27 protein-coding genes and 1 pseudogene are annotated in these 23,472 nt (G+C 41.8%); 27 read left to right on the top strand and 1 reads right to left on the bottom strand.

The genetic code is table 11. From position 1 onward, the window contains the following. The first annotated feature begins 43 nt into the window (after positions 1–43). From nagA to gap, 22 genes are all read left to right on the top strand, one after another. Entirely contained in the window at positions 44–1,195 is a 1,152-nt protein-coding gene (gene nagA / locus D8862_RS08890) for an N-acetylglucosamine-6-phosphate deacetylase (protein ID WP_125450070.1), read from the top strand. 154 nt (positions 1,196–1,349) lie between these two features. Further along, the gene (locus D8862_RS08885) at positions 1,350–1,715 is read left to right on the top strand and encodes a DUF1033 family protein (protein ID WP_007522851.1); all 366 of its coding nucleotides are present in this window, start codon (positions 1,350–1,352) and stop codon (positions 1,713–1,715) included. A 62-nt stretch (positions 1,716–1,777) separates the two neighbouring features. Further along, positions 1,778–2,719: a competence type IV pilus ATPase ComGA gene (comGA, locus tag D8862_RS08880; protein ID WP_125450068.1), complete on the top strand. Its 942-nt coding sequence runs from the start codon at positions 1,778–1,780 to the stop codon at positions 2,717–2,719. Then, positions 2,667–3,683: a competence type IV pilus assembly protein ComGB gene (gene comGB, locus D8862_RS08875; protein WP_125450066.1), complete on the top strand. Its 1,017-nt coding sequence runs from the start codon at positions 2,667–2,669 to the stop codon at positions 3,681–3,683. The genes comGA and comGB overlap by 53 nt, the downstream gene beginning before the upstream one ends. Position 3,684: 1 nt before the next feature. Next, positions 3,685–4,008 carry a competence type IV pilus major pilin ComGC gene (gene comGC, locus D8862_RS08870; RefSeq protein WP_125450064.1) on the top strand — a complete coding sequence of 108 codons (324 nt, stop codon included), beginning with the start codon at positions 3,685–3,687 and terminating at the stop codon, positions 4,006–4,008. Continuing rightward, positions 3,971–4,405, top strand: coding sequence for a competence type IV pilus minor pilin ComGD (comGD, locus tag D8862_RS08865; RefSeq protein WP_125450062.1), 435 nt, complete (start codon positions 3,971–3,973; stop codon positions 4,403–4,405). The genes comGC and comGD overlap by 38 nt, the downstream gene beginning before the upstream one ends. After that, entirely contained in the window at positions 4,368–4,670 is a 303-nt protein-coding gene (comGE, locus tag D8862_RS08860) for a competence type IV pilus minor pilin ComGE (RefSeq protein ID WP_185760858.1), read from the top strand. Before comGD ends, comGE begins: the two co-directional genes overlap by 38 nt. Next, positions 4,633–5,094, top strand: coding sequence for a competence type IV pilus minor pilin ComGF (comGF, locus tag D8862_RS08855; RefSeq protein ID WP_125450060.1), 462 nt, complete (start codon positions 4,633–4,635; stop codon positions 5,092–5,094). Before comGE ends, comGF begins: the two co-directional genes overlap by 38 nt. Next, a complete protein-coding gene (gene comGG / locus D8862_RS08850; RefSeq protein ID WP_125450058.1) occupies positions 5,072–5,485 on the top strand; it encodes a competence type IV pilus minor pilin ComGG in 414 nt (137 codons plus the stop codon). Before comGF ends, comGG begins: the two co-directional genes overlap by 23 nt. 32 nt (positions 5,486–5,517) lie before the next feature. After that, a complete protein-coding gene (locus tag D8862_RS08845) occupies positions 5,518–6,108 on the top strand; it encodes a class I SAM-dependent methyltransferase (RefSeq protein ID WP_125450056.1) in 591 nt (196 codons plus the stop codon). 58 nt (positions 6,109–6,166) lie between these two features. Then, positions 6,167–7,120, top strand: coding sequence for a class I SAM-dependent methyltransferase (locus D8862_RS08840; RefSeq protein ID WP_125450054.1), 954 nt, complete (start codon positions 6,167–6,169; stop codon positions 7,118–7,120). A gap of 50 nt (positions 7,121–7,170) precedes the next feature. Then, positions 7,171–8,361, top strand: a complete 1,191-nt coding sequence (locus D8862_RS08835; RefSeq protein ID WP_125450052.1) for an acetate kinase — start codon at positions 7,171–7,173, stop codon at positions 8,359–8,361. A 159-nt stretch (positions 8,362–8,520) separates the two neighbouring features. Further along, the gene (gene rnpA / locus D8862_RS08830) at positions 8,521–8,892 is read left to right on the top strand and encodes a ribonuclease P protein component (RefSeq protein ID WP_000748124.1); all 372 of its coding nucleotides are present in this window, start codon (positions 8,521–8,523) and stop codon (positions 8,890–8,892) included. Next, positions 8,867–9,679 carry a YidC/Oxa1 family membrane protein insertase gene (locus D8862_RS08825; protein WP_169446864.1) on the top strand — a complete coding sequence of 271 codons (813 nt, stop codon included), beginning with the start codon at positions 8,867–8,869 and terminating at the stop codon, positions 9,677–9,679. Before rnpA ends, D8862_RS08825 begins: the two co-directional genes overlap by 26 nt. Before the next feature lie 17 nt (positions 9,680–9,696). Next, positions 9,697–10,686, top strand: coding sequence for an RNA-binding cell elongation regulator Jag/EloR (gene jag, locus D8862_RS08820; RefSeq protein WP_125450050.1), 990 nt, complete (start codon positions 9,697–9,699; stop codon positions 10,684–10,686). A gap of 50 nt (positions 10,687–10,736) precedes the next feature. Continuing rightward, positions 10,737–11,360, top strand: coding sequence for a ribonuclease P (locus D8862_RS08815; protein ID WP_125450048.1), 624 nt, complete (start codon positions 10,737–10,739; stop codon positions 11,358–11,360). 118 nt (positions 11,361–11,478) lie between these two features. After that, entirely contained in the window at positions 11,479–13,455 is a 1,977-nt protein-coding gene (tkt, locus tag D8862_RS08810) for a transketolase (protein WP_125450046.1), read from the top strand. Between the two features lie 117 nt (positions 13,456–13,572). After that, positions 13,573–13,893: a preprotein translocase subunit YajC gene (gene yajC, locus D8862_RS08805; RefSeq protein ID WP_049550039.1), complete on the top strand. Its 321-nt coding sequence runs from the start codon at positions 13,573–13,575 to the stop codon at positions 13,891–13,893. Positions 13,894–13,940: 47 nt separating this feature from the next. After that, positions 13,941–14,384 carry a low molecular weight protein-tyrosine-phosphatase gene (locus D8862_RS08800; protein ID WP_084879952.1) on the top strand — a complete coding sequence of 148 codons (444 nt, stop codon included), beginning with the start codon at positions 13,941–13,943 and terminating at the stop codon, positions 14,382–14,384. Then, the gene (locus D8862_RS08795; protein WP_084879954.1) at positions 14,371–14,784 is read left to right on the top strand and encodes an MORN repeat-containing protein; all 414 of its coding nucleotides are present in this window, start codon (positions 14,371–14,373) and stop codon (positions 14,782–14,784) included. The genes D8862_RS08800 and D8862_RS08795 overlap by 14 nt, the downstream gene beginning before the upstream one ends. A gap of 295 nt (positions 14,785–15,079) precedes the next feature. Further along, the gene (gene adhE / locus D8862_RS08790; protein WP_000764002.1) at positions 15,080–17,731 is read left to right on the top strand and encodes a bifunctional acetaldehyde-CoA/alcohol dehydrogenase; all 2,652 of its coding nucleotides are present in this window, start codon (positions 15,080–15,082) and stop codon (positions 17,729–17,731) included. A gap of 277 nt (positions 17,732–18,008) precedes the next feature. Continuing rightward, on the top strand, positions 18,009–19,019 hold the full coding sequence (gene gap / locus D8862_RS08785) for a type I glyceraldehyde-3-phosphate dehydrogenase (protein ID WP_000260672.1): 1,011 nt from the start codon (positions 18,009–18,011) through the stop codon (positions 19,017–19,019). A gap of 70 nt (positions 19,020–19,089) precedes the next feature. Here the strand turns inward: gap and D8862_RS08780 are convergent, their stop codons facing one another. After that, the gene (locus D8862_RS08780) at positions 19,090–19,965 is read right to left on the bottom strand and encodes an RluA family pseudouridine synthase (protein ID WP_125450044.1); all 876 of its coding nucleotides are present in this window, start codon (positions 19,963–19,965) and stop codon (positions 19,090–19,092) included. 86 nt (positions 19,966–20,051) lie between these two features. On the opposite strand from D8862_RS08780, the gene pbp2a reads away from it, so the two are divergent. From pbp2a to D8862_RS09765, 5 genes and pseudogenes are all read left to right on the top strand, one after another. Then, a complete protein-coding gene (gene pbp2a / locus D8862_RS08775; RefSeq protein WP_125450042.1) occupies positions 20,052–22,247 on the top strand; it encodes a penicillin-binding protein PBP2A in 2,196 nt (731 codons plus the stop codon). Positions 22,248–22,299: 52 nt separating this feature from the next. Further along, a complete protein-coding gene (gene rpmG / locus D8862_RS08770) occupies positions 22,300–22,452 on the top strand; it encodes a 50S ribosomal protein L33 (RefSeq protein WP_125450040.1) in 153 nt (50 codons plus the stop codon). 9 nt (positions 22,453–22,461) lie between these two features. Beyond that, positions 22,462–22,638, top strand: coding sequence for a preprotein translocase subunit SecE (secE, locus tag D8862_RS08765; protein WP_000505776.1), 177 nt, complete (start codon positions 22,462–22,464; stop codon positions 22,636–22,638). A 52-nt stretch (positions 22,639–22,690) separates the two neighbouring features. Continuing rightward, complete coding sequence (gene nusG / locus D8862_RS08760; RefSeq protein WP_125450038.1) at positions 22,691–23,227, top strand: transcription termination/antitermination protein NusG; 537 nt, start codon at positions 22,691–22,693, stop codon at positions 23,225–23,227. A gap of 119 nt (positions 23,228–23,346) precedes the next feature. After that, positions 23,347–23,472 (top strand): annotated as a pseudogene (locus D8862_RS09765) (sigma-70 family RNA polymerase sigma factor); the annotation flags it as partial.

Genomic DNA, 23,472 nt, shown 5'->3' with positions numbered 1-23,472 from the left:
ACATAATAAATTCTAGAATCAATCTATCAAGGAGGTTATCATTATGCCTAATTATATTAAAGCGGATCAGTTTTTCTACCCACACGGAGTTCGTCGTGGCGGTTACTTGGAACTTGTGGATGGCAAGTTTGGTAAACATGTAGAACAGATTCCTGATGGCGCTGAGGTGATTGACTATACCGGTTATAGCATTGCCCCAGGACTTGTGGATACCCATATTCATGGATTTGGTGGTGTCGATGTCATGGACAATAACATCGAAGGAACCCTTCATACCATGAGTGAAGGGTTGCTTAGCACGGGTGTTACCAGCTTCTTGCCAACGACGTTGACTTCCTCTTACGAGCAGTTGCTTGCGGTAACTGAAAATATCGGTGCTCGTTACCAGGAAGCAAGTGGAGCCAAGATTCGTGGGATCTATTTTGAAGGGCCTTATTTCACAGAGAAATACAAAGGAGCTCAAAACCCTGCCTATATGAAAGACCCCCGCATGGATGAGTTTCGTGCTTGGCAAAAAGCTGCCAATGGCTTGCTCAATAAAATCGCCCTTGCGCCAGAGCGTGAAGGTGTAGAAGACTTTGTTCGTACGATTACGGGCGAAGGAGTGACTGTTGCTCTTGGACACTCCAATGCTACTTTTGATGAAGCTAAAAAAGCAGTCGATGCTGGAGCAAGCGTTTGGGTACATGCCTACAATGGAATGCGTGGGTTGACTCACCGTGAGCTCGGTATGGTGGGAGCCATGTATGAGTTACCACATACTTACGCAGAATTGATTTGTGACGGTCACCATGTGGATCCAAAGGCCTGTGACATTTTGCTCAAGCAAAAAGGAACTGAGAATATTGCCCTTATCACAGACTGTATGACAGCTGGTGGCTTGGAAGACGGCGACTACATGTTGGGAGAATTCCCGGTAGTAGTTGCTAATGGAACTGCTCGCCTCAAATCTACAGGAAATTTGGCAGGTTCTATCCTCAAACTCAAAGATGGTTTGAAAAATGTTGTCGAATGGGGTATTGCGAATCCGCATGAAGCGGTCATGATGGCTAGCCTCAACCCGGCAAAATCTGTTCACATCGATGATGTCTGTGGTCAAATCCGTGAAGGTTACGACGCTGACTTTATCGTACTAGATAAAGATTTGGAATTGGTAGCAACCTACCTGGATGGTGTGAAACGTTATCAAGCCTAAGAAGATAAAAAATAGGGGTCAATAAAGGACTCCTATTTTTATTATCAGATGAAAATAATAGGATTAAAGAAATTGCTAATGGGGGAAACAAGCAAAATCCTTTTCTTGTATTAAAAAATTAGATATAATATACGATACAAAGGAAGTAGTAAGAATGTATCGTGTTATAGAAATGTATGGGGATTTTGAACCGTGGTGGTTCATAGAAGGTTGGGAAGAAGATGTCATCATGAGTCAATCTTTTGACAAGTATTATGATGCTCTAAAATATTATAAGTTATGCTGGTTTGAGCTGGAAAAGAAGAATCCTCTTTATAAGAGTCGGAGTGATTTGATGACTATTTTTTGGGATCCTGCTGACCAACGCTGGTGTGATGAGTGTGATGAGTATTTGCAACAGTACCATTCTTTGGCACTTTTACAGGATGAGCAAGTCATCCCCGATGAAAAGCTACGTCCAGGCTATGAAAAACAAACAGGTCAAGAAAAACACCGTTCTTGCCGTATGAAATGGAGATAAAAAAGTAACTTTTGAAGTTGCTTTTTTTATTTTTTTGCGAATAGTTAGATAAGGAGGGCGGTATGGTACAAGAAATTGCACAGAAAATTATTGCTACTGCTAAGAAAAAAAGAGCTCAGGATATCTATTTCATTCCCAAGGAAGCTACTTATGAACTTCATATGCGAATTGGTGATGAGAGGTGTTTAGTTGACTCCTATGAGTTTAATGTTTTAGCCGCTGTGATTAGTCATTTCAAGTTTGTGGCTGGGATGAATGTAGGAGAAAAGCGTCGCAGTCAGCTGGGTTCTTGTGATTATCAGTATGACGAAAAGGTTTCTTCACTGCGTTTGTCCACCGTGGGAGATTATCGGGGACATGAGAGCTTGGTCATTCGTTTGTTACACGATGAGGAGCAGGATCTGCATTTCTGGTTTCAGGATATTGGAGAACTGGGCAAGCAATACAGGCAAAGGGGCCTCTATCTATTTGCAGGTCCAGTCGGAAGTGGCAAGACGACGCTGATGCACGAATTGGCAAAATCCCTTTTTAAGGGACAACAGGTTATGTCCATCGAAGACCCTGTCGAGATCAAGCAAGAAGAGATGTTGCAATTGCAGTTGAATGAGGCGATTGGACTGACTTATGAAAATCTGATCAAACTGTCTCTCCGGCATCGTCCTGACCTCTTGATTATCGGTGAAATTCGAGATAGCGAGACGGCGCGTGCAGTAGTTAGAGCCAGTTTGACAGGGGCGACAGTCTTTTCAACCATTCATGCCAAGAGTATCCGAGGTGTTTATGAACGCCTTCTGGAGTTGGGTGTGACGGAGGAGGAGTTAGCAGTTGTCCTACAAGGTGTCTGCTACCAGAGATTAATCGGGGGAGGAGGAATCCTTGACTTTGCAAACCAAGACTATCAAGAACACCAGCCAACTAGCTGGAATGAACAGATTGACCAGCTTCTTAAAGATGGACGTATCACAAGTCTTCAGGCTGAAACGGAAAAAATTAGCTACAGCTAAGCAGAAGAAAATCATCACCTTGTTTCATAATCTTTTCTCCAGTGGTTTTCATTTGGTGGAAATTATTTCTTTCTTGAGTAGAAGTGCCTTGCTGGAAAAGGACTATGTGACTCAGATGCACCAAGGCTTGTCCCAAGGGAAATCCTTTTCAGAGATGATGAACAGTTTGGGTTTTTCAAGTGCTATTGTGACCCAATTATCTTTAGCTGAAGTTCATGGAAATCTCCATCTGAGTCTGGGAAAGATAGAAGAATATCTGGATAATTTGTCCAAGGTCAAGAAAAAGTTAATTGAAGTGGCGACTTATCCTTTGATTTTGCTGGGATTTCTCCTGCTAATCATGCTGGGATTGAGAAACTATTTGCTGCCTCAACTGGACAGTAGCAATATTGCCACCCAAATCATTGGCAATCTGCCACAAATTTTTCTGGGGCTAGTGTTGGTTTGCTCTCTATCTTTACTTTTAGCCCTCACTTTCTACAAAAGAAGTTCCAAGATGCGGTTCTTCTCGATGTTAGCGCGGATTCCCTTTCTAGGAATCTTTGTCCAGACATATCTGACGGCCTATTACGCGCGTGAATGGGGCAATATGATTTCGCAGGGGATGGAGCTGATGCAGATTTTTCAGATCATGCAGGAACAAGGCTCCCAGCTCTTTAAAGAAATCGGTCAAAATCTGGCTAAAGCCCTACAAAATGGCCGCGAATTTTCTCAAACCATAGCGACCTATCCCTTCTTTAAAAAGGAGTTGAGTCTCATCATCGAGTATGGGGAAGTCAAGTCCAAGCTGGGGAGTGAGTTGGAAATCTATGCTGAAAAGACTTGGGAAGCCTTTTTTACCCGAGTTAACCGCACCATGAATTTGGTGCAGCCACTGGTCTTTATCTTTGTGGCCCTGATTATCGTTTTACTTTATGCGGCAATGCTCATGCCCATGTATCAAAATATGGAGGTAAATTTTTAAAATGAAAAAACTTATGACAAATTTGAAAAAAGCCAAGGCGAAAGCCTTTACTCTGGTAGAGATGTTGGTGGTCCTTCTGATTATCAGCGTTCTTCTCTTACTCTTTGTACCAAATTTAACCAAGCAAAAGGATGCGGTTAATGATAAAGGAAAAGCTGCCGTTGTCAAGGTGGTGGAAAGCCAGGCAGAACTCTATCGTCTGGATAAAAATGAAGATGCTAGTCTAAGTAAATTACAGGCGGACGGTCGCATCACAGCAGAGCAAGCCAAGGCCTATAAAGAATACCATGATAAACAAAATACTAGTCAAACCGTTAAAGATTAAGGCCTTTACTATGCTGGAAAGTCTCTTAGTTTTGGGACTTGTGAGTATCATTGCTTTGGCTTTATCTGGCTCAGTCCAGTCTAGTTTTGCAGCAGTGGAAGAGCAGATATTTTTCATGGAATTTGAAGAACTATACCGTGAAACTCAAAAGCATAGTGTAGCTAGTCAACAAAAGACCAGTCTAAACTTAGATGGGCAGACGATTAGTAATGGCAGTCAAAAATTGACCGTTCCTAAAGGGATTCAAGCACCATCAGGACAAAGCATTATATTTGACCGAGCTGGGGGCAATTCGTCCCTGGCTAAGGTTGAATTTCAGACCAGCAAAGGAGCGATTCGTTATCAATTATATCTAGGAAATGGAAAAATTAAACGCATTAAGGAAACAAAAAATTAGGGCAGTGATTTTACTGGAAGCGGTAGTTGCTCTAGCCGTATTTGCCAGTATTGCAACCCTCCTCTTGGGACAAATTCAGAAAAATAGACAAGAAGAGGCAGAAATCTTGCAAAAGGAAGAAGTCTTGCGTGTGGCGAAGATGGCTCTGCAAACAGGGCAAAATCAGGTAAACATAAATGGAGTGGAAATCCAGGTGTTTGCTAGTGAAAAAGGATTGGAGGTCTACCATGGTTCAGAGAAATTGCTCGATCTTAAAGAGCAGTAAGGTAAGAGCTTTCACTCTTTTAGAATCTCTGATTGCCCTTATCGTCATTAGCGGAGGTTTGCTCCTTTTTCAAGCTATGAGTCAGCTCCTCATTTCAGAAGTTCGTTACCAGCAACAAAGCGAGCAAAAGGAGTGGCTCTTGTTTGTGGATCAGCTAGAGACTGAGTTAGAGCGTTCGCAGTTTGAAAAGGTGGAGGGCAATCGCCTCTATGTGAAGCAAGATGGCAAGGATATCGCTATGGGGAAGGCTAAATCGGACGACTTTCGGAAGACCGATAGCAGTGGACGGGGTTACCAGCCTATGGTTTATGGCCTCAAATCAGCACAAATCACAGAGGAAAATCAATTGGTTCGCTTTCGCTTCCAATTTCAAAAAGGCTTAGAAAGGGAATTCATCTATCGTGTGGAAAAATCAAAAAGTTAAGGCAGGTGTTCTCCTATATGCAGTCGCTATGGCAGCCATTTTTAGCCTTTTGTTGCAGTTTTATTTGAATCGGCAAGTCGCCCATCACAAAGACTATACCCTAAACAAAGAGAAGTTGGTCGCTTTCGCCATGGCTAAACGAAGCAAAGATAAGGCTGAGCAAGAAAGTGGGGAACGAGTCTTTAACTTAGGAAAAGTTACTTATCAAAATACGAAAACAGGTTTTGCAACAAGTGTTCGAATGAATAAGAGCAACTATGAATTCCTCTTTCCTTCGATGAAACCCCAAGAAAAGAAAAAGGACACTGAGAAACAATCACCTACCAACTCAAGTGAGCAAACCAATCAGAAAGAAACAGAAGATAAGGTAGATAAGAAAGCCAATTCCTAGTCAATTCAACTTCTTTGTGTTAAACTAAAAGCATGAAACACGATTTTAATCACAAAGCAGAAACCTTTGATTCGCCCAAAAATATCTTTCTTGCAAACTTGGTTTGTCAAGCAGTTGAAAAACAGATTGATCTTCTATCAGACAAGGAAATACTGGATTTCGGTGGTGGGACAGGCCTATTGGCCTTGCCTCTAGCCAAGCAGGTCAAGTCTGTCACACTGGTAGACATCTCGGAGAAAATGCTGGAGCAAGCCCGTTTGAAAGCGGACCAGCAAGATATCAAGAATATCCAGTTTTTGGAGCAGGATTTACTGGCAAATCCTTTGGAGCAGCAATTTGACCTGATTGTTGTCAGTCGGGTTCTTCATCATATGCCTGATCTAGATGCAACTCTTGCCATGTTTCACCATCACCTTAGGGAGAATGGACAAGTCCTCATTGCTGATTTTGTCAAGACAGATACCAACCACCACGGATTTGAATTGGCTGAACTGGAAACCAAACTCGACCAGTTTGGTTTTTCGAGCATTGACAGTCAGATTCTTTACAGTGCTGAAGATCTTTTTCTAGGAAATTATGCAGAGCTCTTTTTAACTATAGCCCAAAAATCACTCGCTGACTAAAGCAGTGATTTTTTCTCTTCAGATGGAAAAAATAGGGGAATTTTGATAAGATAGGAATATGGATTTTGAAAAAATAGAACAAGCTTATACGTATTTACTAGAGAATGTCCAAGTCATACAAAGTGATTTGGCGACCAACTTTTATGACGCCTTGGTAGAGCAAAACAGCATTTATCTGGATGGCGAGACTGAGCTAAAGCAGGTCAAGGAGAACAATCAAGCCCTTAAGCGCTTAGCACTTCGCAAGGAAGAGTGGCTCAAGACCTACCAGTTTCTCTTGATGAAGGCAGGACAAACTGAGCCTTTACAGGCCAATCACCAGTTTACGCCGGATGCCATTGCCCTCCTCTTGGTACTTATTGTGGAAGAGTTGCTGGATCAAGAGGAAATTAGCATCCTCGAAATGGGTTCTGGCATGGGGATTCTGGGCGCTACCTTCTTGACTTCTCTTGCTAAAAAAGTGGATTACTTGGGAGTCGAAGTGGATGATTTGCTGATTGATTTGGCGGCTAGCATGGCAGATGTGATTGGTTTGCAGGCAGGATTTGTCCAAGGTGATGCCGTTCGTCCGCAAATGCTTAAAGAAAGCGATGTGGTCATCAGTGACTTGCCTGCCGGCTATTACCCAGACGATGCCATCGCTTCACGCTATCAAGTGGCTTCTAGCCAAGAACATACCTATGCCCATCATTTGCTGATGGAGCAAGGCCTCAAGTACCTCAAGTCAGACGGATACGCTATTTTTCTAGCCCCGAGCGACTTGTTGACCAGTCCTCAAAGTGATTTGTTAAAAGGTTGGCTCAAAGACGAAGTGAGTCTGGCTGCTATCATCGCTCTGCCAGAGGATATTTTCTCAACTGCAAGCCAAGCTAAAAGTATTTTTGTCTTACAGAAGAAAAGAGACAAGGAAATAGAACCATTTGTCTATCCTTTGACCAGTCTGCAAGATCCAGCTGCACTATTGAAATTCAAAGAAAATTTTCAAAAATGGAGCAAAGGTACTGAAAATTAAGCAAGAATTTGTTATAATGGATGAAAACGCTTAAAAAGAGGTATCATCTTATGACTAAAACAATTGCAATCAATGCAGGAAGCTCGAGTTTGAAATGGCAACTTTACCAAATGCCAGAAGAAATAGTATTAGCGAAAGGCTTGATTGAACGTATTGGCTTGAAGGACTCTATCTCAACTGTAAAATTCGACGGCCGTTCTGAACAACAAATTCTTGATATTGAAGATCACACACAAGCTGTTAAAATTTTATTAGATGATCTGATTCGTTTTGACATCATCAAAGGTTATGATGAAATAACTGGTGTTGGGCACCGAGTTGTGGCTGGTGGTGAATATTTCAAAGAGTCAACCTTGGTAGAGGGTGATGTTTTGGAAAAGGTTGAAGAGTTGGGACTTTTAGCTCCTCTTCACAACCCAGCCAACGCAGCAGGAATTCGCGCATTTAAGGAATTGCTTCCAGATATTACCAGCGTTGTTGTTTTTGATACATCATTCCATACAACAATGCCAGAGAAAGCCTATCGTTACCCTCTTCCAAACAAATACTATACTGAAAATAAAGTTCGTAAGTATGGAGCCCACGGGACAAGTCATCAGTTTGTAGCAGGAGAAGCAGCGAAAATTTTAGGTCGCCCCCTAGAAGAGTTGAAATTGATTACCTGCCATATTGGTAATGGTGCTTCTATTACAGCTGTCAAAGGCGGTCAGTCTGTTGATACATCCATGGGCTTCACTCCACTTGGTGGTATTATGATGGGGACTCGTACAGGTGATATTGATCCGGCAATTATCCCCTATTTAATGCAACATACCGATGACTTTAATACACCAGAGGATATCAGTCGAATTCTCAATCGTGAGTCAGGACTTTTGGGTGTTTCTGAGAGATCAAGCGATATGCGTGATATTCACGAAGCTATGCGTGCGGGTGATGAGAAAGCGCAGCTGGCAAATGAGATTTTTGTGGATCGTATCCAAAAGTATATTGGTCAGTATTTGGCAGTTTTGAATGGTGCAGATGCCATTATCTTTACAGCTGGAATTGGAGAAAATTCTGTAACGATTCGTCAGATGGTTATTGAAGGCATTTCTTGGTTTGGCTGTGATGTGGATCCTGAAAAGAATGTCTTTGGAGCGACAGGTGATATCTCAACAGAAACTGCTAAAGTTCGTGTCTTGGTTATCCCAACTGATGAAGAATTGGTTATCGCTCGTGATGTTGAACGCTTGAAAAAGTAAGATGAACTGAATAAAATTACAAGATAAGATACAATAAAAAGGAGTTGGGAGATAAATTTTCCCAACTTTTTGTTGTTAAAACAGTCTAAAACCTTGTCATTATTGGCTTTTTTGAAATTTATGGTATAATAGTAGTAATTTAATAGATGGAGTGGAGTTTTGAAGAAAAGCTTTCGTGTAAAAAGAGAGAAAGATTTTAAGGCTATTTTCACGGATGGAACAAGTTTTGCTAATCGTAAATTTGTTGTCTACCAATTGGAAAATCAGAAAAGTCATTTTCGAGTAGGGCTGTCCGTCAGTAAGAAATTAGGGAATGCAGTTACCAGAAATCAAATTAAAAGACGGATTCGACACATTTTGCTAAGTGTAAGGGAGCAGTTAGCTGATAACGTTGATTTTGTCGTGATTGCTCGAAAAGGGGTTGAAGGCTTGGATTATGCAGAAATGGAGAAAAATCTACTCCACGTATTAAAGTTATCAAAGATTTATCGGGAAGGAATTAGGAGTGAAAAAGAAACTACAGTTGACTAGTTTGCTGGGCTTGTCCTTATTTTTCATGACAGCCTGTGGGACAAGCGATGTTGCAGCAGATTCTACAGATATATGGAGTAAATTTGTCTATTTTTTTGCTGAAATCATCCGCTTCTTGTCCTTTGACATTAGTATCGGAGTGGGGATTATCCTCTTCACAATCTTGATCCGGACGATTTTATTGCCAGTCTTTCAGACTCAGATGGTGGCCTCAAGAAAAATGCAAGAGGCTCAACCACGCATCAAGGCTCTGCAAGAACAATATCCAGGTCGTGATATGGAAAGTAGAACCAAGCTGGATCAGGAGATGCGGAAGGTCTATAAAGAATTAGGGGTCAAACACTCTTCTTCTCTCTGGCCGATTTTGATTCAAATGCCGGTTCTCTTGGCTCTCTTCCAAGCCTTGACTCGAGTGGACTTTTTGAAAACAGGGCATTTTTTGTGGGTGAACCTTGGGGGAGTAGACACAAGCTTTATCCTTCCGATTTTGGCAGCAGTCTTTACCTTCTTAAGCAGTTGGTTATCGAATAAGGCTTTGCCTGAAAGAAGTGGAGCTATGACAGGGATGATGTACGGAATGCCTGTACTGATCTTTATCTTTGCCATCTCTTCACCTAGTGGCGTAGCCTTGTACTGGGCAGTATCCAATGCTTATCAAGTTTTGCAAACCTACTTCTTAAATAATCCTTTTAAGATTATTGCAGCGCGTGAGGCGGAAGTACAAGCTAAAAAAGATTTGGAAAATAGAAAAAGAAAAGCCAAGAAAAAGGCTCAGAAAACGAAATAATAAGGAGGAATCTGATAATGGTATTATTTACAGGTTCAACTGTTGAAGAAGCAATCCAGAAAGGATTGAAAGAGTTAGGTATTCCGAGAATGAAGACTCACATCAAGGTCGTGTCCAAAGAGAAGAAAGGTTTTTTAGGCTTATTTGGGAAAAAACCAGCTCAAGTTGATATTGAGGCGATTAGTGAGACGACTGTGATTAAGGCCAATCAACAAGCTGTAAAAGGTGTTCCGAAAGAGATCAATGAACAAAACGAACCTGTTAAGACAGTAACAGAGGCGACAGTTGATCTTGGTCATGTTGTTGAGGCGATCAAAAAAATAGAAGAGGAAGGTCAGGGTGTTTCTGATGAAATCAAGGCTGAAATCTTGAAAAATGAGAAACATGCTAGCACGATTTTAGAAGAAACAGGTCACATCGCAATTTTAAATGAATTGCAGACAGGAGATGCTGGAGTGGAAGACCCAGCAGAGTGTGAAGAATTTGTATCTATGTCAGAATCGGTAGAAAGCCAGTCTTTGGAAGATCTAGGTTTGAAGGTGGAGCCGAGTTATGACATCGAACAAGTAGCAACTCAAGTGGCTAACTATGTCCAAACCATTGTGGATGATATGGATGTTGAAGGGACGATTTCAAGCGACTACAATCGTCGCACGATTAATCTTCAAATCGATACCAATGAGCCTGGTCGCATTATCGGCTATCATGGGAAAGTATTGAAAGCACTTCAGCTTTTGGCGCAAAACTACCTCTACAATCGTTATTCAAGAACTTTTTATATTACAATCAACGTCAATGATTACGTTGAACATCGTGCAGAAGTGTTGCAAACCTACGCTCAAAAATTGGCGAATCGCGTTTTGGAGGAAGGTCGTAGCCAGCAAACAGATCCAATGTCGAATAGCGAACGCAAGATTATCCATCGCATTATTTCACGCATAGATGGGGTGACCAGCTATTCTGAGGGCGATGAGCCAAATCGCTATGTTGTCGTAGATGCAGAATAAACAAAATCAGGCTTGTCCTGATTTTTTGTTAGAAAAGGGAGAAGAAACAGATGATGGAAGCAATCAAGAACTATCTATCTTATGCGGGAATCCAGTACCGTAATCCAGATAAGGCTGGAGATGAGCGAGAGAAGATGCTAGAATTGCGCCACAAAGGGCAGGAGGCTCGCAAGGCTTTTACGAACTTAGCTAAGGCCTTCCAAGAAAAGCATCCAGAATGGCAACTGCAACAGACTAGTCAGTGGATGAATCAAGCGCAACGCTTGCGACCGCATTTCTGGGTCTATCTACAGAGGGATGGACAAGTGACAGAACCTATGATGGCTCTTCGTTTGTATGGAACACCTGCTGACTTTGGGATTTCTTTGGAAGTTAGTTTCATCGAGCGAAAGAAAGATGAACAGACCTTAGACAAGCAAGCCAAGGTTTTAGAGCTTCCAGCGGTAGAAGGAATTTATTATCTAGTCTACTCAAATGGGGAAGGTCATAAGGTGGAGGCTACTGAGGAGAATCGCCGTACTTTACGCGAGAAGGTGAGCAGTCAGGAAGCCCGAAAAGTCTTAGTCAAGTCAGATGTTTCCTTCATTGAAAATCAGTCAGTAGAAGCGATATTGGAGGAGCTAGAAGACGCTTATACTCGTTTGCTCCCGTACTATGAAGTGACGAGGGGATAGACAAATCAAATGTGTTAGATGAACGCAAATTGTTTTATTGCTATTCTATGCATTTTTTCATATAATAGTAAAATAGAATGTGTGAACTACTAATCGTCTCAAAGAGAAAGGAAATTCTATGTCAAATCTATCTGTTAATGCAATTCGTTTTCTAGGTATTGACGCCATCAACAAAGCAAACTCAGGTCACCCAGGGGTGGTTATGGGAGCGGCTCCAATGGCCTATAGCCTCTTTACAAAACAGCTTCGCATCAATCCAGCTCAACCAAACTGGATCAACCGCGATCGCTTTATTCTTTCAGCAGGTCACGGATCTATGCTTCTTTATGCCCTTCTTCACCTTTCTGGTTTTGAAGATGTCAGCATGGATGAAGTCAAGAACTTCCGTCAATGGGGTTCTAAAACACCAGGTCACCCAGAATTTGGGCATACAGCAGGGGTTGATGCGACAACTGGTCCTCTAGGACAAGGGATTTCTACTGCCACTGGTTTTGCCCAAGCAGAACGTTTCCTTGCAGCAAAATACAATCGTGAAGGCTACAATCTCTTTGACCACTATACTTATGTGATCTGTGGAGATGGAGATTTGATGGAAGGTGTTTCAAGTGAGGCGGCTTCATATGCAGGTTTGCAAAAACTTGGCAAGTTGGTAGTTCTTTATGATTCAAATGACATCAACTTGGATGGTGAGACAAAGGATTCCTTTACAGAAAGTGTTCGTGACCGTTACAACGCCTACGGTTGGCATACAGCCTTGGTTGAAGATGGAACAGACTTGGAAGCAATCCATGCTGCTATCGAAGCAGCCAAAGCTTCAGGAAAACCATCTTTGATTGAAGTGAAGACTGTGATTGGATACGGTTCTCCAAACAAACAAGGAACCAATGCTGTACACGGTGCTCCTCTTGGAGCAGATGAAACTGCGGCTACTCGTCAAGCCCTTGGTTGGGACTATGAATCATTTGAAATCCCAGCTGAAGTTTATGCTGATTTCAAGGAAAATGTTGCAGACCGTGGCGCATCAGCTTATCAAGCTTGGACTAAATTAGTTGCTGATTATAAAGAAGCTCATCCAGAACTGGCTGCAGAAGTAGAAGCCATCATCGACGGCCGTGATCCAGTTGAGGTGACTCCAGCAGACTTCCCAACCTTAGAAAATGGATTTTCCCAAGCAACTCGTAACTCAAGTCAAGATGCTTTGAACGTTGTCGCTGCCAAGTTGCCAACTTTCCTAGGTGGATCAGCTGACCTCGCTCACTCAAACATGACTTACATCAAAACGGATGGACTTCAAGATGATGCTAATCGCTTGAACCGCAATATTCAGTTTGGTGTTCGTGAATTTGCAATGGGAACGATCTTGAACGGAATGGCCCTTCACGGTGGACTTCGTGTTTATGGTGGTACTTTCTTTGTCTTCTCTGACTATGTGAAAGCAGCTGTCCGCTTATCAGCATTGCAAGGACTTCCTGTGACTTATGTCTTTACCCACGATTCAATCGCAGTTGGTGAAGATGGTCCAACGCACGAACCAGTTGAACACTTAGCAGGTCTCCGTGCTATGCCAAATCTGAATGTTTTCCGCCCAGCAGATGCGCGTGAAACTCAAGCGGCTTGGTACCTTGCCGTGACAAGCGAAAAAACACCAACTGCCCTTGTATTGACACGTCAAAACTTGACTGTCGAAGAGGGAACAGACTTTGACAAAGTTGCGAAAGGTGCCTATGTTGTCTATGAAACTGCAGCAGACTTTGATACAATCTTGATTGCAACAGGTTCAGAGGTGAATTTGGCGGTCGTAGCTGCCAAAGAATTGGCTAGCCAAGGAGCAAAAGTCCGTGTAGTCAGCATGCCATCAACAGATGTCTTTGACGCACAAGATGCAGCATACAAGGAAGAAATCCTTCCAAATGCAGTTCGTCGCCGTGTTGCAGTCGAAATGGGAGCAACTCAAAACTGGTACAAGTATGTTGGTCTTGATGGTGCAGTTCTCGGTATTGATACCTTTGGAGCATCTGCCCCAGCACCAAAAGTCTTGGCAGAGTACGGATTTACGGTAGAAAATCTAGTCAAAGTCGTTCAAAACTTGAAATAATTGCAGAAATCAGAGTGAAAGCTCTGATTTTTTATAACCATAAAAACAAGGTACAACCTTGTAAAAGTAGCTGAAATTTGATATAGTAGTCCTATGTAAAATACAAAGGAGAATATAATGGAATCGCAATATACATTTTTAATCATGTTAGTAGCAATGATGGGCTTGATGTTCTTTATGCAACGTTCTCAAAAGAAACAAGCACAAAAGCGTATGGAAAGCTTGAACAAGCTTCAAAAAGGCTATGAAGTCATTACGATTGGTGGGCTTTACGGAACAGTGGATGAAGTAGATACTGAGAAAGGTACAATCGTACTGGATGTAGATGGCGTTTATTTGACCTTTGAATTGGCTGCTATCAAGACCGTTTTGCCACTCAAAGAAGCTGTGACACCAGAAGGAACAGTTGTTGACGAAGGCGGAGCAATCGAAGAATAAAACGGGACCTGTCACTCCCGTTTTTCTATGAGATGAGAGGAAAAGGGATGAAAAAAATAGTATTTGTGTGCTTAGGAAATATTTGCCGTAGCCCCATGGCAGAGTTTGTGATGAAGTCCATGACGAGTGATTATCAAGTTGAGAGTCGTGCAACTTCGTCTTGGGAACATGGTAATCCGATTCATAAGGGAACGCAGGCGATTTTCCAGCAGTATCAGATCCCGTATGACAAAGATAAAACATCGCTTCAGATTGGCAGAGAAGACTTTGAATCGTTTGATTACGTTATCGGAATGGATGCTTCAAACGTTTCAGATCTGCGTCAAATGTGCCCTCAGGAACTACAGTACAAGATCTACTATTTTGCGGCTGAAAGTGTCCCAGATCCTTGGTATACAGGAGATTTTGAGGAAACCTATGCTCGTATTACAAGTGGATGTCAACGCTGGCTAGATCGATTAGAAAATGAGACTGACAATGGAAAAGCTTAAACAATTTTATGAGAAGTGTAGAGTTTACCTAACTCGTCCTAGGTTAGAACTCATTGCAGTTGTCGTAATGGTACTCTGTGCTCTTTCGATATTTCTGCTAAATACGCCTAAAAAGGGTGTCCTGACACTTGATGGTGGAGCTCTTGTTTATGATGGCACCTTGGTACGAGGGAAAATGAATGGTCAAGGGACCCTGACCTTTGAAAACGGAGACCAATATACAGGTGATTTCAATAATGGAGCCTTTAACGGGAAAGGAACTTTCCAATCAAAAGATGGCTGGAAATACGAAGGTGATTTTGTAAACGGTCAGGCTGAAGGTCAAGGGAAGTTGACGACAGAGCAAGAAGTTGTTTATGAAGGAACCTTTAAACAAGGCGTTTTTCAACAAAAACAGTAGTCTCCAAGTTAGGAGACTATTTTCAAAATCTAAAAAGAAAACGCTTTCTACTTTTGAATTCGATAACTAACTCTCAACTAGAAAAACTTTGTGAAATAAAAAAATTTTCTCCATAATTTCACAATCGTCTAAGCAAAACTCTGTTGCGTAGCCATATTGAGAAAAAAATCACAATCTTAGAAAATTTCTTTGTGAAATGCTCATGAAACTGTTTACAAAGCATAAAAAAAGAGTTATAATAAATTTGTGAAAAAATTAACAAAGGATAAAATCCTTAAAGGCTATGGAGGATAATATGGCTGATAAAAAAACAGTAACACCAGAGGAAAAACAACTTGCTGCTGAAAAGCATGTCGATGGTCTCGTGAAAAAAGCCTTGGTTGCGCTTGATGAAATGCGCAAGTTGAACCAAGAGCAAGTTGACTACATCGTGGCAAAAGCTTCGGTTGCAGCACTTGACGCGCACGGTATCCTTGCACAACATGCAGTTGAAGAAACTGGTCGTGGAGTATTTGAAGATAAGGCTACAAAAAACCTTTTTGCCTGTGAACACGTTGTCAATAACATGCGTGGTGTTAAAACTGTCGGTGTTATTGAAGATGACCCTGTTACTGGCTTGACTAAAATTGCAGAGCCTGTCGGAGTAGTCTGTGGTGTCACTCCAACAACAAACCCAACATCAACAGCTATTTTCAAATCATTGATTGCTTTGAAAACACGTAATCCAATCGTTTTCGCCTTCCACCCATCAGCTCAAGAATCTTCTGCTCACGCAGCACAAATCGTTCGTGATGCAGCTATCGCGGCTGGAGCACCTGAAAACTGTGTTCAATGGATTACAGAACCATCTATGGAAGCAACTGGAGCGCTTATGAACCACGAAGGTGTTGCGACTATCCTTGCAACTGGTGGTAATGCCATGGTTAAGGCGGCTTACTCATGTGGGAAACCAGCTCTTGGGGTGGGTGCCGGAAACGTTCCTGCCTATGTAGAAAAATCTGCCGACCTCCGTCAAGCTGCTCACGACATCGTTATGTCTAAATCATTTGATAATGGTATGGTCTGTGCATCAGAACAAGCTGTTATCATTGATAAAGAAGTGTATGACGAATTTGTAGAAGAATTTAAATCATACCATACTTACTTTGTAAACAAAAAAGAAAAAGCCCTTCTTGAAGAATTCTGTTTCGGTGTGAAAGCAAACAGCAAGAACTGTGCTGGCGCTAAACTAAATGCAAACATCGTTGGTAAACCAGCTGCATGGATTGCAGAACAAGCAGGATTTAGCGTTCCAGAAGGAACAAACATCTTGGCTGCAGAATGTGCAGAAGTAGGACCAAAAGAACCATTGACTCGTGAAAAATTGTCACCAGTCATCGCTGTCCTAAAAGCTGAAGATACAGAAGACGGTCTTAAAAAAGCTCGCCAAATGGTTGAGTTTAACGGACTTGGTCACTCAGCGGCTATCCACACAAAAGACGAAGCTCTTGCTAAACGCTTTGGTACAGAAATCAAAGCAATGCGTATTATCTGGAACTCTCCATCTACTTTCGGTGGTATCGGTGACGTATACAATGCCTTCATCCCATCATTGACACTTGGATGTGGTTCATACGGACGCAACTCAGTTGGTGATAACGTGAGCGCTATTAACCTTCTAAACATCAAGAAAGTAGGGAAACGTAGAAATAATATGCAATGGTTTAAAGTTCCTTCAAAAATTTACTTCGAGCGCAATTCTATCCAATACCTTCAAACATGTGAAGATATTGAACGTGTTATGATTGTTACAGACAAATCTATCGAAAAACTTGGTTTTGTTCAACGCATTATTGACCAATTGAACAAACGCAGCAACCGTGTAACTGTCCAAGTCTTCTCAGACGTTGAACCAGACCCAGATATCACAACTGTAGAACGTGGTACTGAAGTAATGAGAGCATTTGAACCAGACACAATCATCGCTCTTGGTGGTGGTTCTCCAATGGATGCAGCGAAAGTAATGTGGCTCTTCTACGAACAACCACAAATCGACTTCCGTGACTTGGTTCAAAAATTCATGGACATCCGTAAACGTGCCTTCCGCTTCCCATCACTTGGTAAAAAAGCGAAATACATTGGTATTCCAACAACTTCAGGTACAGGTTCAGAAGTAACACCATTTGCCGTTATCTCTGATAAGAAAAACAACCGCAAATACCCATTGGCTGACTACTCATTGACACCAACTATTGCCATTGTTGACCCTGCTTTGGTTGAGTCAGTTCCAGATTTCATCGCTGCGGATACAGGTATGGACGTCTTGACTCACGCGACTGAAGCTTACACTTCAAACTTTGCTAACGACTACACAGACGGTATCGCCCTTCAAACAATCAAACTTGTCTTTGAATGGTTGGAAAAATCTGTTAAGACAGCTGATCCAGAAGCTCGCGAAAAAATGCACAATGCATCTACAATGGCTGGTATGGCCTTTGCCAATGCCTTCCTTGGTATGAGCCACTCAATGGCCCACAAGATCGGTGCGGTTCACCATACTGTTCACGGACGTACAAACGCAATCTTGCTTCCATACGTTATCCGTTACAATGGTACTCGTCCATCTAAGACGACTACATGGCCTAAATACAACTACTGGAAAGCTGATGAGAAATTCCAAGACATCGCGAAAATGCTTGGTTTGCCTCATTCAACTCCAGAAGAAGCAGTTGAAGCATACGCTAAAGCTGTTTACGAACTTGGTGTTGCAGTAGGTATCAAGATGAACTTCAAGGATCAAGGAATTGATGAAAAAGCTTGGAAAGACAGCTTGCATGAAATTGCCTTACTTGCTTATGAAGATCAATGTTCACCTGCTAACCCTCGCTTGCCAATGGTAGCCGACATGGAAGAAATCATGGCAGATGCTTACTATGGTTATGCAGAACGTCCAGGACGTCGCAAATAATCGTTTATCAGCCTAGAGGCAGGAGTTATCCTGCCTCTTTTCATAGTCCTATTTCTGAAGTTAGAGTTGAACTATGAGAAGAGAAGATCCTAGAAATAAAAGCTTGGGTGAATGAAGGGGATCGAAAAGTAGAAAAGCAAGCGAGAAAAACAACGCCCGTACTTGCAATTCTACTTAAATAGTTATATAATAATAGTGTTGAAAGGTGATTTGTAGTGATTCAAGTTACTCTTTTCACAATAAAATTTTCAGGATTTTCATAAGGAGGAAATCACTAATGGTAGTTAAAGTTGGTATTAACGGTTTCGGACGTATCGGTCGTCTTGCTTTCCGCCGTATCCAAAACGTAGAAGGTGTTGAAGTTACTCGCATCAACGACCTTACAGATCCAGTGATGCTTGCACACTTGTTGAAATACGATACAACTCAAGGTCGTTTCGACGGTACTGTAGAAGTTAAAGAAGGCGGATTTGAAGTTAACGGTAAATTCGTTAAAGTTTCTGCTGAACGTGATCCAGAACAAATCGACTGGGCTAACGACGGTGTAGAAATCGTTCTTGAAGCAACTGGTTTCTTTGCTACTAAAGCAGCTGCTGAAAAACACTTGCACGCTGGTGGTGCTAAGAAAGTTGTTATCACTGCTCCTGGTGGATCAGATGTTAAAACAGTTGTATTTAACACTAACCATGACATTCTTGATGGTACTGAAACAGTTATCTCAGGTGCTTCATGTACTACAAACTGTTTGGCTCCAATGGCTAAAGCTCTTCATGACAACTTCGGTATCGTTGAAGGTTTGATGACTACTATCCACGGTTACACTGGTGACCAAATGGTTCTTGATGGACCACACCGTAAAGGTGACCTTCGCCGTGCTCGTGCTGCTGCAGCTAACATCGTTCCTAACTCAACTGGTGCTGCTAAAGCAATCGGTTTGGTTATCCCTGAATTGAACGGTAAATTGGACGGAGCTGCTCAACGTGTTCCTGTTCCAACAGGTTCTGTAACTGAATTGGTAGCAGTTCTTGATAAGAACGTTACTGTTGATGAAGTAAACGCAGCTATGAAAGCAGCTTCTAACGAATCATACGGTTACACTGAAGATCCAATCGTATCTTCTGATATCATAGGTATGTCATTCGGTTCATTGTTTGACGCAACTCAAACTAAAGTTCTTGACGTTGACGGTAAACAATTGGTTAAAGTTGTTTCATGGTATGACAACGAAATGTCTTACACTTCACAACTTGTTCGTACTCTTGAATACTTTGCAAAAATCGCTAAATAATTCTTGAGTCGATAAAAAAGCAAGGCTTTCTGGCCTTGCTTTTTTGTATATATAAGAATAGATGATAATGTCATCCATTCTTTTTTAATTCTTTTTCAAAAGTATCCGATAGAACAGTGAAACTCAATTTTTCTAAGGTGAGTGGATGGGTAAAAGAAAGGCGAAAGGCGTGAAGCATGAGTCTGTTTGCATTGGACGTCGTGTTATAGAGAGGATCGCCTATGATAGAATGTTTATGATGAGAAAGGTGAACACGGATTTGATGGGTTCGACCGGTCTTTAGTTTGCAACGAACCAGAGAAGTCTTATTTGGGAATTGTTTTAATCGACTGATGTGAGTTTCAGCATGTTGACCATTTTTAGGATCCACTACCCGTTTTCTGCGATCGTGTCGATCGCGACCAATTTTATCTCGGAAGATAAGTTCTTTATTCCCTACTTGCCCCTCTACGAGTGCCCAGTACTCACGAGCGATTTCCTTTTTCTCCAACAAACGATTGAGAATAGGAAGGATAAAAGGATTTTTGGCAAAAAGCACTAAACCGCTTGTTTCCATATCCAGACGATGAACAACATAGCAAGTTTGACCAACGTAGGCAGAGACATGGTTGAGAAGGGCAATTTCATCTGGTTGATTACCGTGTGTTTTCATGCCTTCGGGTTTGTTGACGATAATGAGATGTTGGTCTTGGTAAATCTCCTGAACAAGGTCTGGGTTGCCCAAAAGGATTTCCTTTGTGGGATAATCTTCCTCGTCAAAAGTCAATTGACAAATATCCCCTGGCTTCACCATCTCGTTCCAGTGAACTTCTTCGTGGTTAATTAAGATGTTCTTCTTTATTCTCAAAAAATGGCGAATCTTTCTAGGAATGAGGAGTTGCTCCTCTAGGAATTGTTTGACCGTCATTTGAGACAAGGATTCGGGTAATGTAAATGTGAATTGCATACAGATATTGTAACAAAAAAAGCCCTATTTGGATAGGGAGTAGCTAAATTCTTGAGTTCCTATGGTGAAGATGATAAAATAAACGCATGAAATTAGATAAATTATTTGAGAAGTTCCTTTCTCTCTTTAAAAAAGAAACGAATGAATCAGCGGAGCCTGATTCGACTAGCATGCGTCGTTCACGGAGCGATAGAAAAAAATTGTCCCAAGTAGGCCCAATTCGGAAATTTTGGCGTCGTTATCATCTGACAAAGATCGTCATCATTTTAGGGTTAAGTGCTGGTTTGGTAGTAGGAACCTACCTATTTGCAATAGCCAAGTCTACCAATGTCAATGATTTGCAAAATGCCCTGAAAACGCGAACTCTGATTTTTGACCGTGAAGAAAAAGAGGCAGGAGCCCTGTCAGGTCAAAAGGGAACCTATGTTGAGCTGACAGATATCAGCAAAGACTTGCAGAATGCTGTCGTCGCGACAGAGGATCGTTCCTTCTATAAAAATGATGGGATTAACTACGGTCGTTTCTTTCTAGCCATTCTTACAGCAGGCCGTTCTGGAGGGGGGTCCACTATCACCCAACAGTTGGCGAAAAATGCCTATCTGTCTCAGGACCAAACTGTTGAACGAAAGGCCAAGGAGTTTTTCCTGGCTTTAGAATTGACAAAGAAATACAGCAAGGAGCAAATCCTTACTATGTACCTCAATAATGCCTACTTTGGAAATGGGGTCTGGGGCGTAGAGGATGCGAGTAAGAAATATTTCGGTGTATCCGCTTCGCAACTAACGCTTGATCAGGCGGCGACTCTAGCAGGGATGCTCAAGGGACCAGAATTGTATAATCCATTAAATTCTGTTGAAACTTCGACCAACCGAAGGGATACTGTTTTGCAAAATATGGTTGCAGCGGGCTATATTGATAAAAATCAAGAGACCGAAGCGGCTAGAGTAGATATGACTTCACAACTGCAAGATAAGTATGAAGGTAAGATTTCTGATTATCGTTACCCGTCCTATTTTGACGCAGTTGTCAACGAAGCAGTATCCAAGTACAATCTAACAGAAGAAGAGATTGTCAACAACGGTTATCGAATCTATACAGAACTTGATCAAAACTACCAAGCAAACATGCAGGTTATTTATGAAAACACTTCGCTATTTCCAACGGCAGAAGACGGAACGCATGCTGAATCAGGTAGTGTTGCTCTAGAGCCTAAAACAGGTGGGGTGCGTGGAGTTGTCGGACGCGTAGCTGGTGATGACAAATCAGGCTTCCGTAATTTTAACTATGCAACTCAGTCTAAACGCAGTCCAGGCTCGACGATTAAGTCTTTGGTCGTTTATACTCCAGCTGTGGAAGCGGGCTGGGCCTTGAACAAACAACTGGACAACCACACTATGCAGTATGACAGTTATCAAGTAGACAACTATGCGGGTATTAAGACATCTCCAGAAGTACCTATGTATCAGGCCTTGGCGGAATCACTCAACTTGCCAGCGGTTGCGACTGTAAATGATTTGGGAATCAATAAGGCCTTTGAAGCTGGGACGAGATTTGGTCTTAATATGGATAAAGTTGACCGTGTTCTCGGAGTTGCCCTAGGTGGAGGAGTAGAGACGAATCCTCTTCAGATGGCACAAGCCTATGCAGCCTTTGCTAATGAAGGACTGATGCCTGAGGCGCATTTCATCACTCGTATCGAAAATGCCAGTGGACAGGTCATCAAGAGTCATAAAAACTCCCAAAAACGAGTGATTGATAAGTCGGTAGCTGATAAAATGACCAGCATGATGCTAGGAACATTTACCAATGGTACAGGAATTAGTTCGTCGCCAGCGGATTACGTTATGGCTGGTAAAACAGGAACTACTGAGGCTGTTTTCAATCCTGAATATACGAGTGACCAGTGGGTGATTGGTTATACTCCAGATGTGGTAATTACCCACTGGCTTGGCTTCCCAACAACAGATGAGAACCATTATCTAGCAGGTTCGACCTCAAATGGAGCAGCCCATGTTTTTAGAAGTATGGCTAATACCATTTTGCCTTACACTCCTGGCAGCACCTTTACGGTTGAGAATGCCTATAAGCAAAATGGTATTGAACCAGAAAATACCAAGCGGCAAGTCGTTGAAAATGAAACGAATCAGACGGAAGATCCGCTAGGAGATATTCGTAGCCGTGCTCAAAATCTTGTAGACGAAGCGGGGCGTGCGATTTCGGATGCCAAGATAAAAGAAAAAGCCCAGACAATCTGGGACTCTTTCGTCAATCTCTTTCATTAAGAGGCTTGTCAAAGCCTAGGTTTCTTGTTATAATAGATAAGATGGAGGCGTTATGGCACTAAAAAAAGCAAGCCTAGCTTGTGCAGTTTGCGGTTCAAGAAATTACTTAATCAAAATTAGTGGGAACCCCAAGCCAACACGACTAGAAGTAAATAAATTTTGTAAACATTGTGGAAAATATACGACACATAGAGAGACGAGATAGGAGAGAACGATGGGTTTTATTAAGGATATCTTCAAACTTCTTAAGGAAACAACATGGCCGACTCGCAAAGAAAGCTGGAGAGATTTTCGCTCTATTATGGAATACACAGCCTTCTTTGTGGTCATCATTTATATTTTTGACCAATTGATTGTTTCAGGTTTGATTCGATTTATTAACATTTTTTAGAAGAAAAGCGGAGAACTTCTGCTAGCTTTCTTCTATTATGAAAGGAAATATCATGGATAGTTTTGACAAAGGATGGTTTGTTCTACAAACTTATTCTGGCTATGAAAATAAGGTAAAAGAAAATCTATTGCAACGTGCACAAACGTATAACATGCTGGATAATATTCTACGCGTTGAGATTCCAATACAAACCGTGCAAGTTGAGAAAAATGGAAAGAAAAAGGAAGTTGAAGAGAATCGCTTTCCGGGTTATGTCCTTGTAGAAATGGTCATGACCGATGAAGCATGGTTCGTCGTTCGAAACACACCTAACGTAACAGGATTCGTCGGGTCACACGGTAACAGATCAAAACCAACTCCACTATTGGAGCAAGAAATCCGTGATATTCTGATTTCAATGGGACAAACTGTTCAAGAGTTCGATATTGACGTTGAAGTTGGCCAGACTGTCCGCATCATTGATGGCGCTTTTGCAGACTATACAGGTAAAATTACTGAAATTGATAATAACAAAGTGAAGATGATTATCTCTATGTTTGGTAATGATACGATTGCAGAAGTAAACCTAAACCAAATTGCAGAATTATAACCTAGAGAGGCCATGCCTCTCTTTTTATATGCAGTTGAGGCAACGAGAAGTACAGAAGAGGAGAAGTAGATCAAAGGCTTGATGCATTTTGTTAAACTAAATGCAGAAAGGAGAGGTCTATGAAAATGAAAGAATTATACGAAGAAAGTAAAGGGATTGTAAACAAGTGCCGCAAAGAATACCATCTACATCTGTGGGAGAAAGAGGACTGGGATCAGGAGGGTATGATGTGCTTGTATGAGCTA

The organism is Streptococcus oralis, from assembly GCF_003942585.1.
Taxonomy (GTDB): domain Bacteria; phylum Bacillota; class Bacilli; order Lactobacillales; family Streptococcaceae; genus Streptococcus; species Streptococcus oralis_BE.
This window is presented reverse-complemented; position numbering and strand designations above follow the sequence as displayed.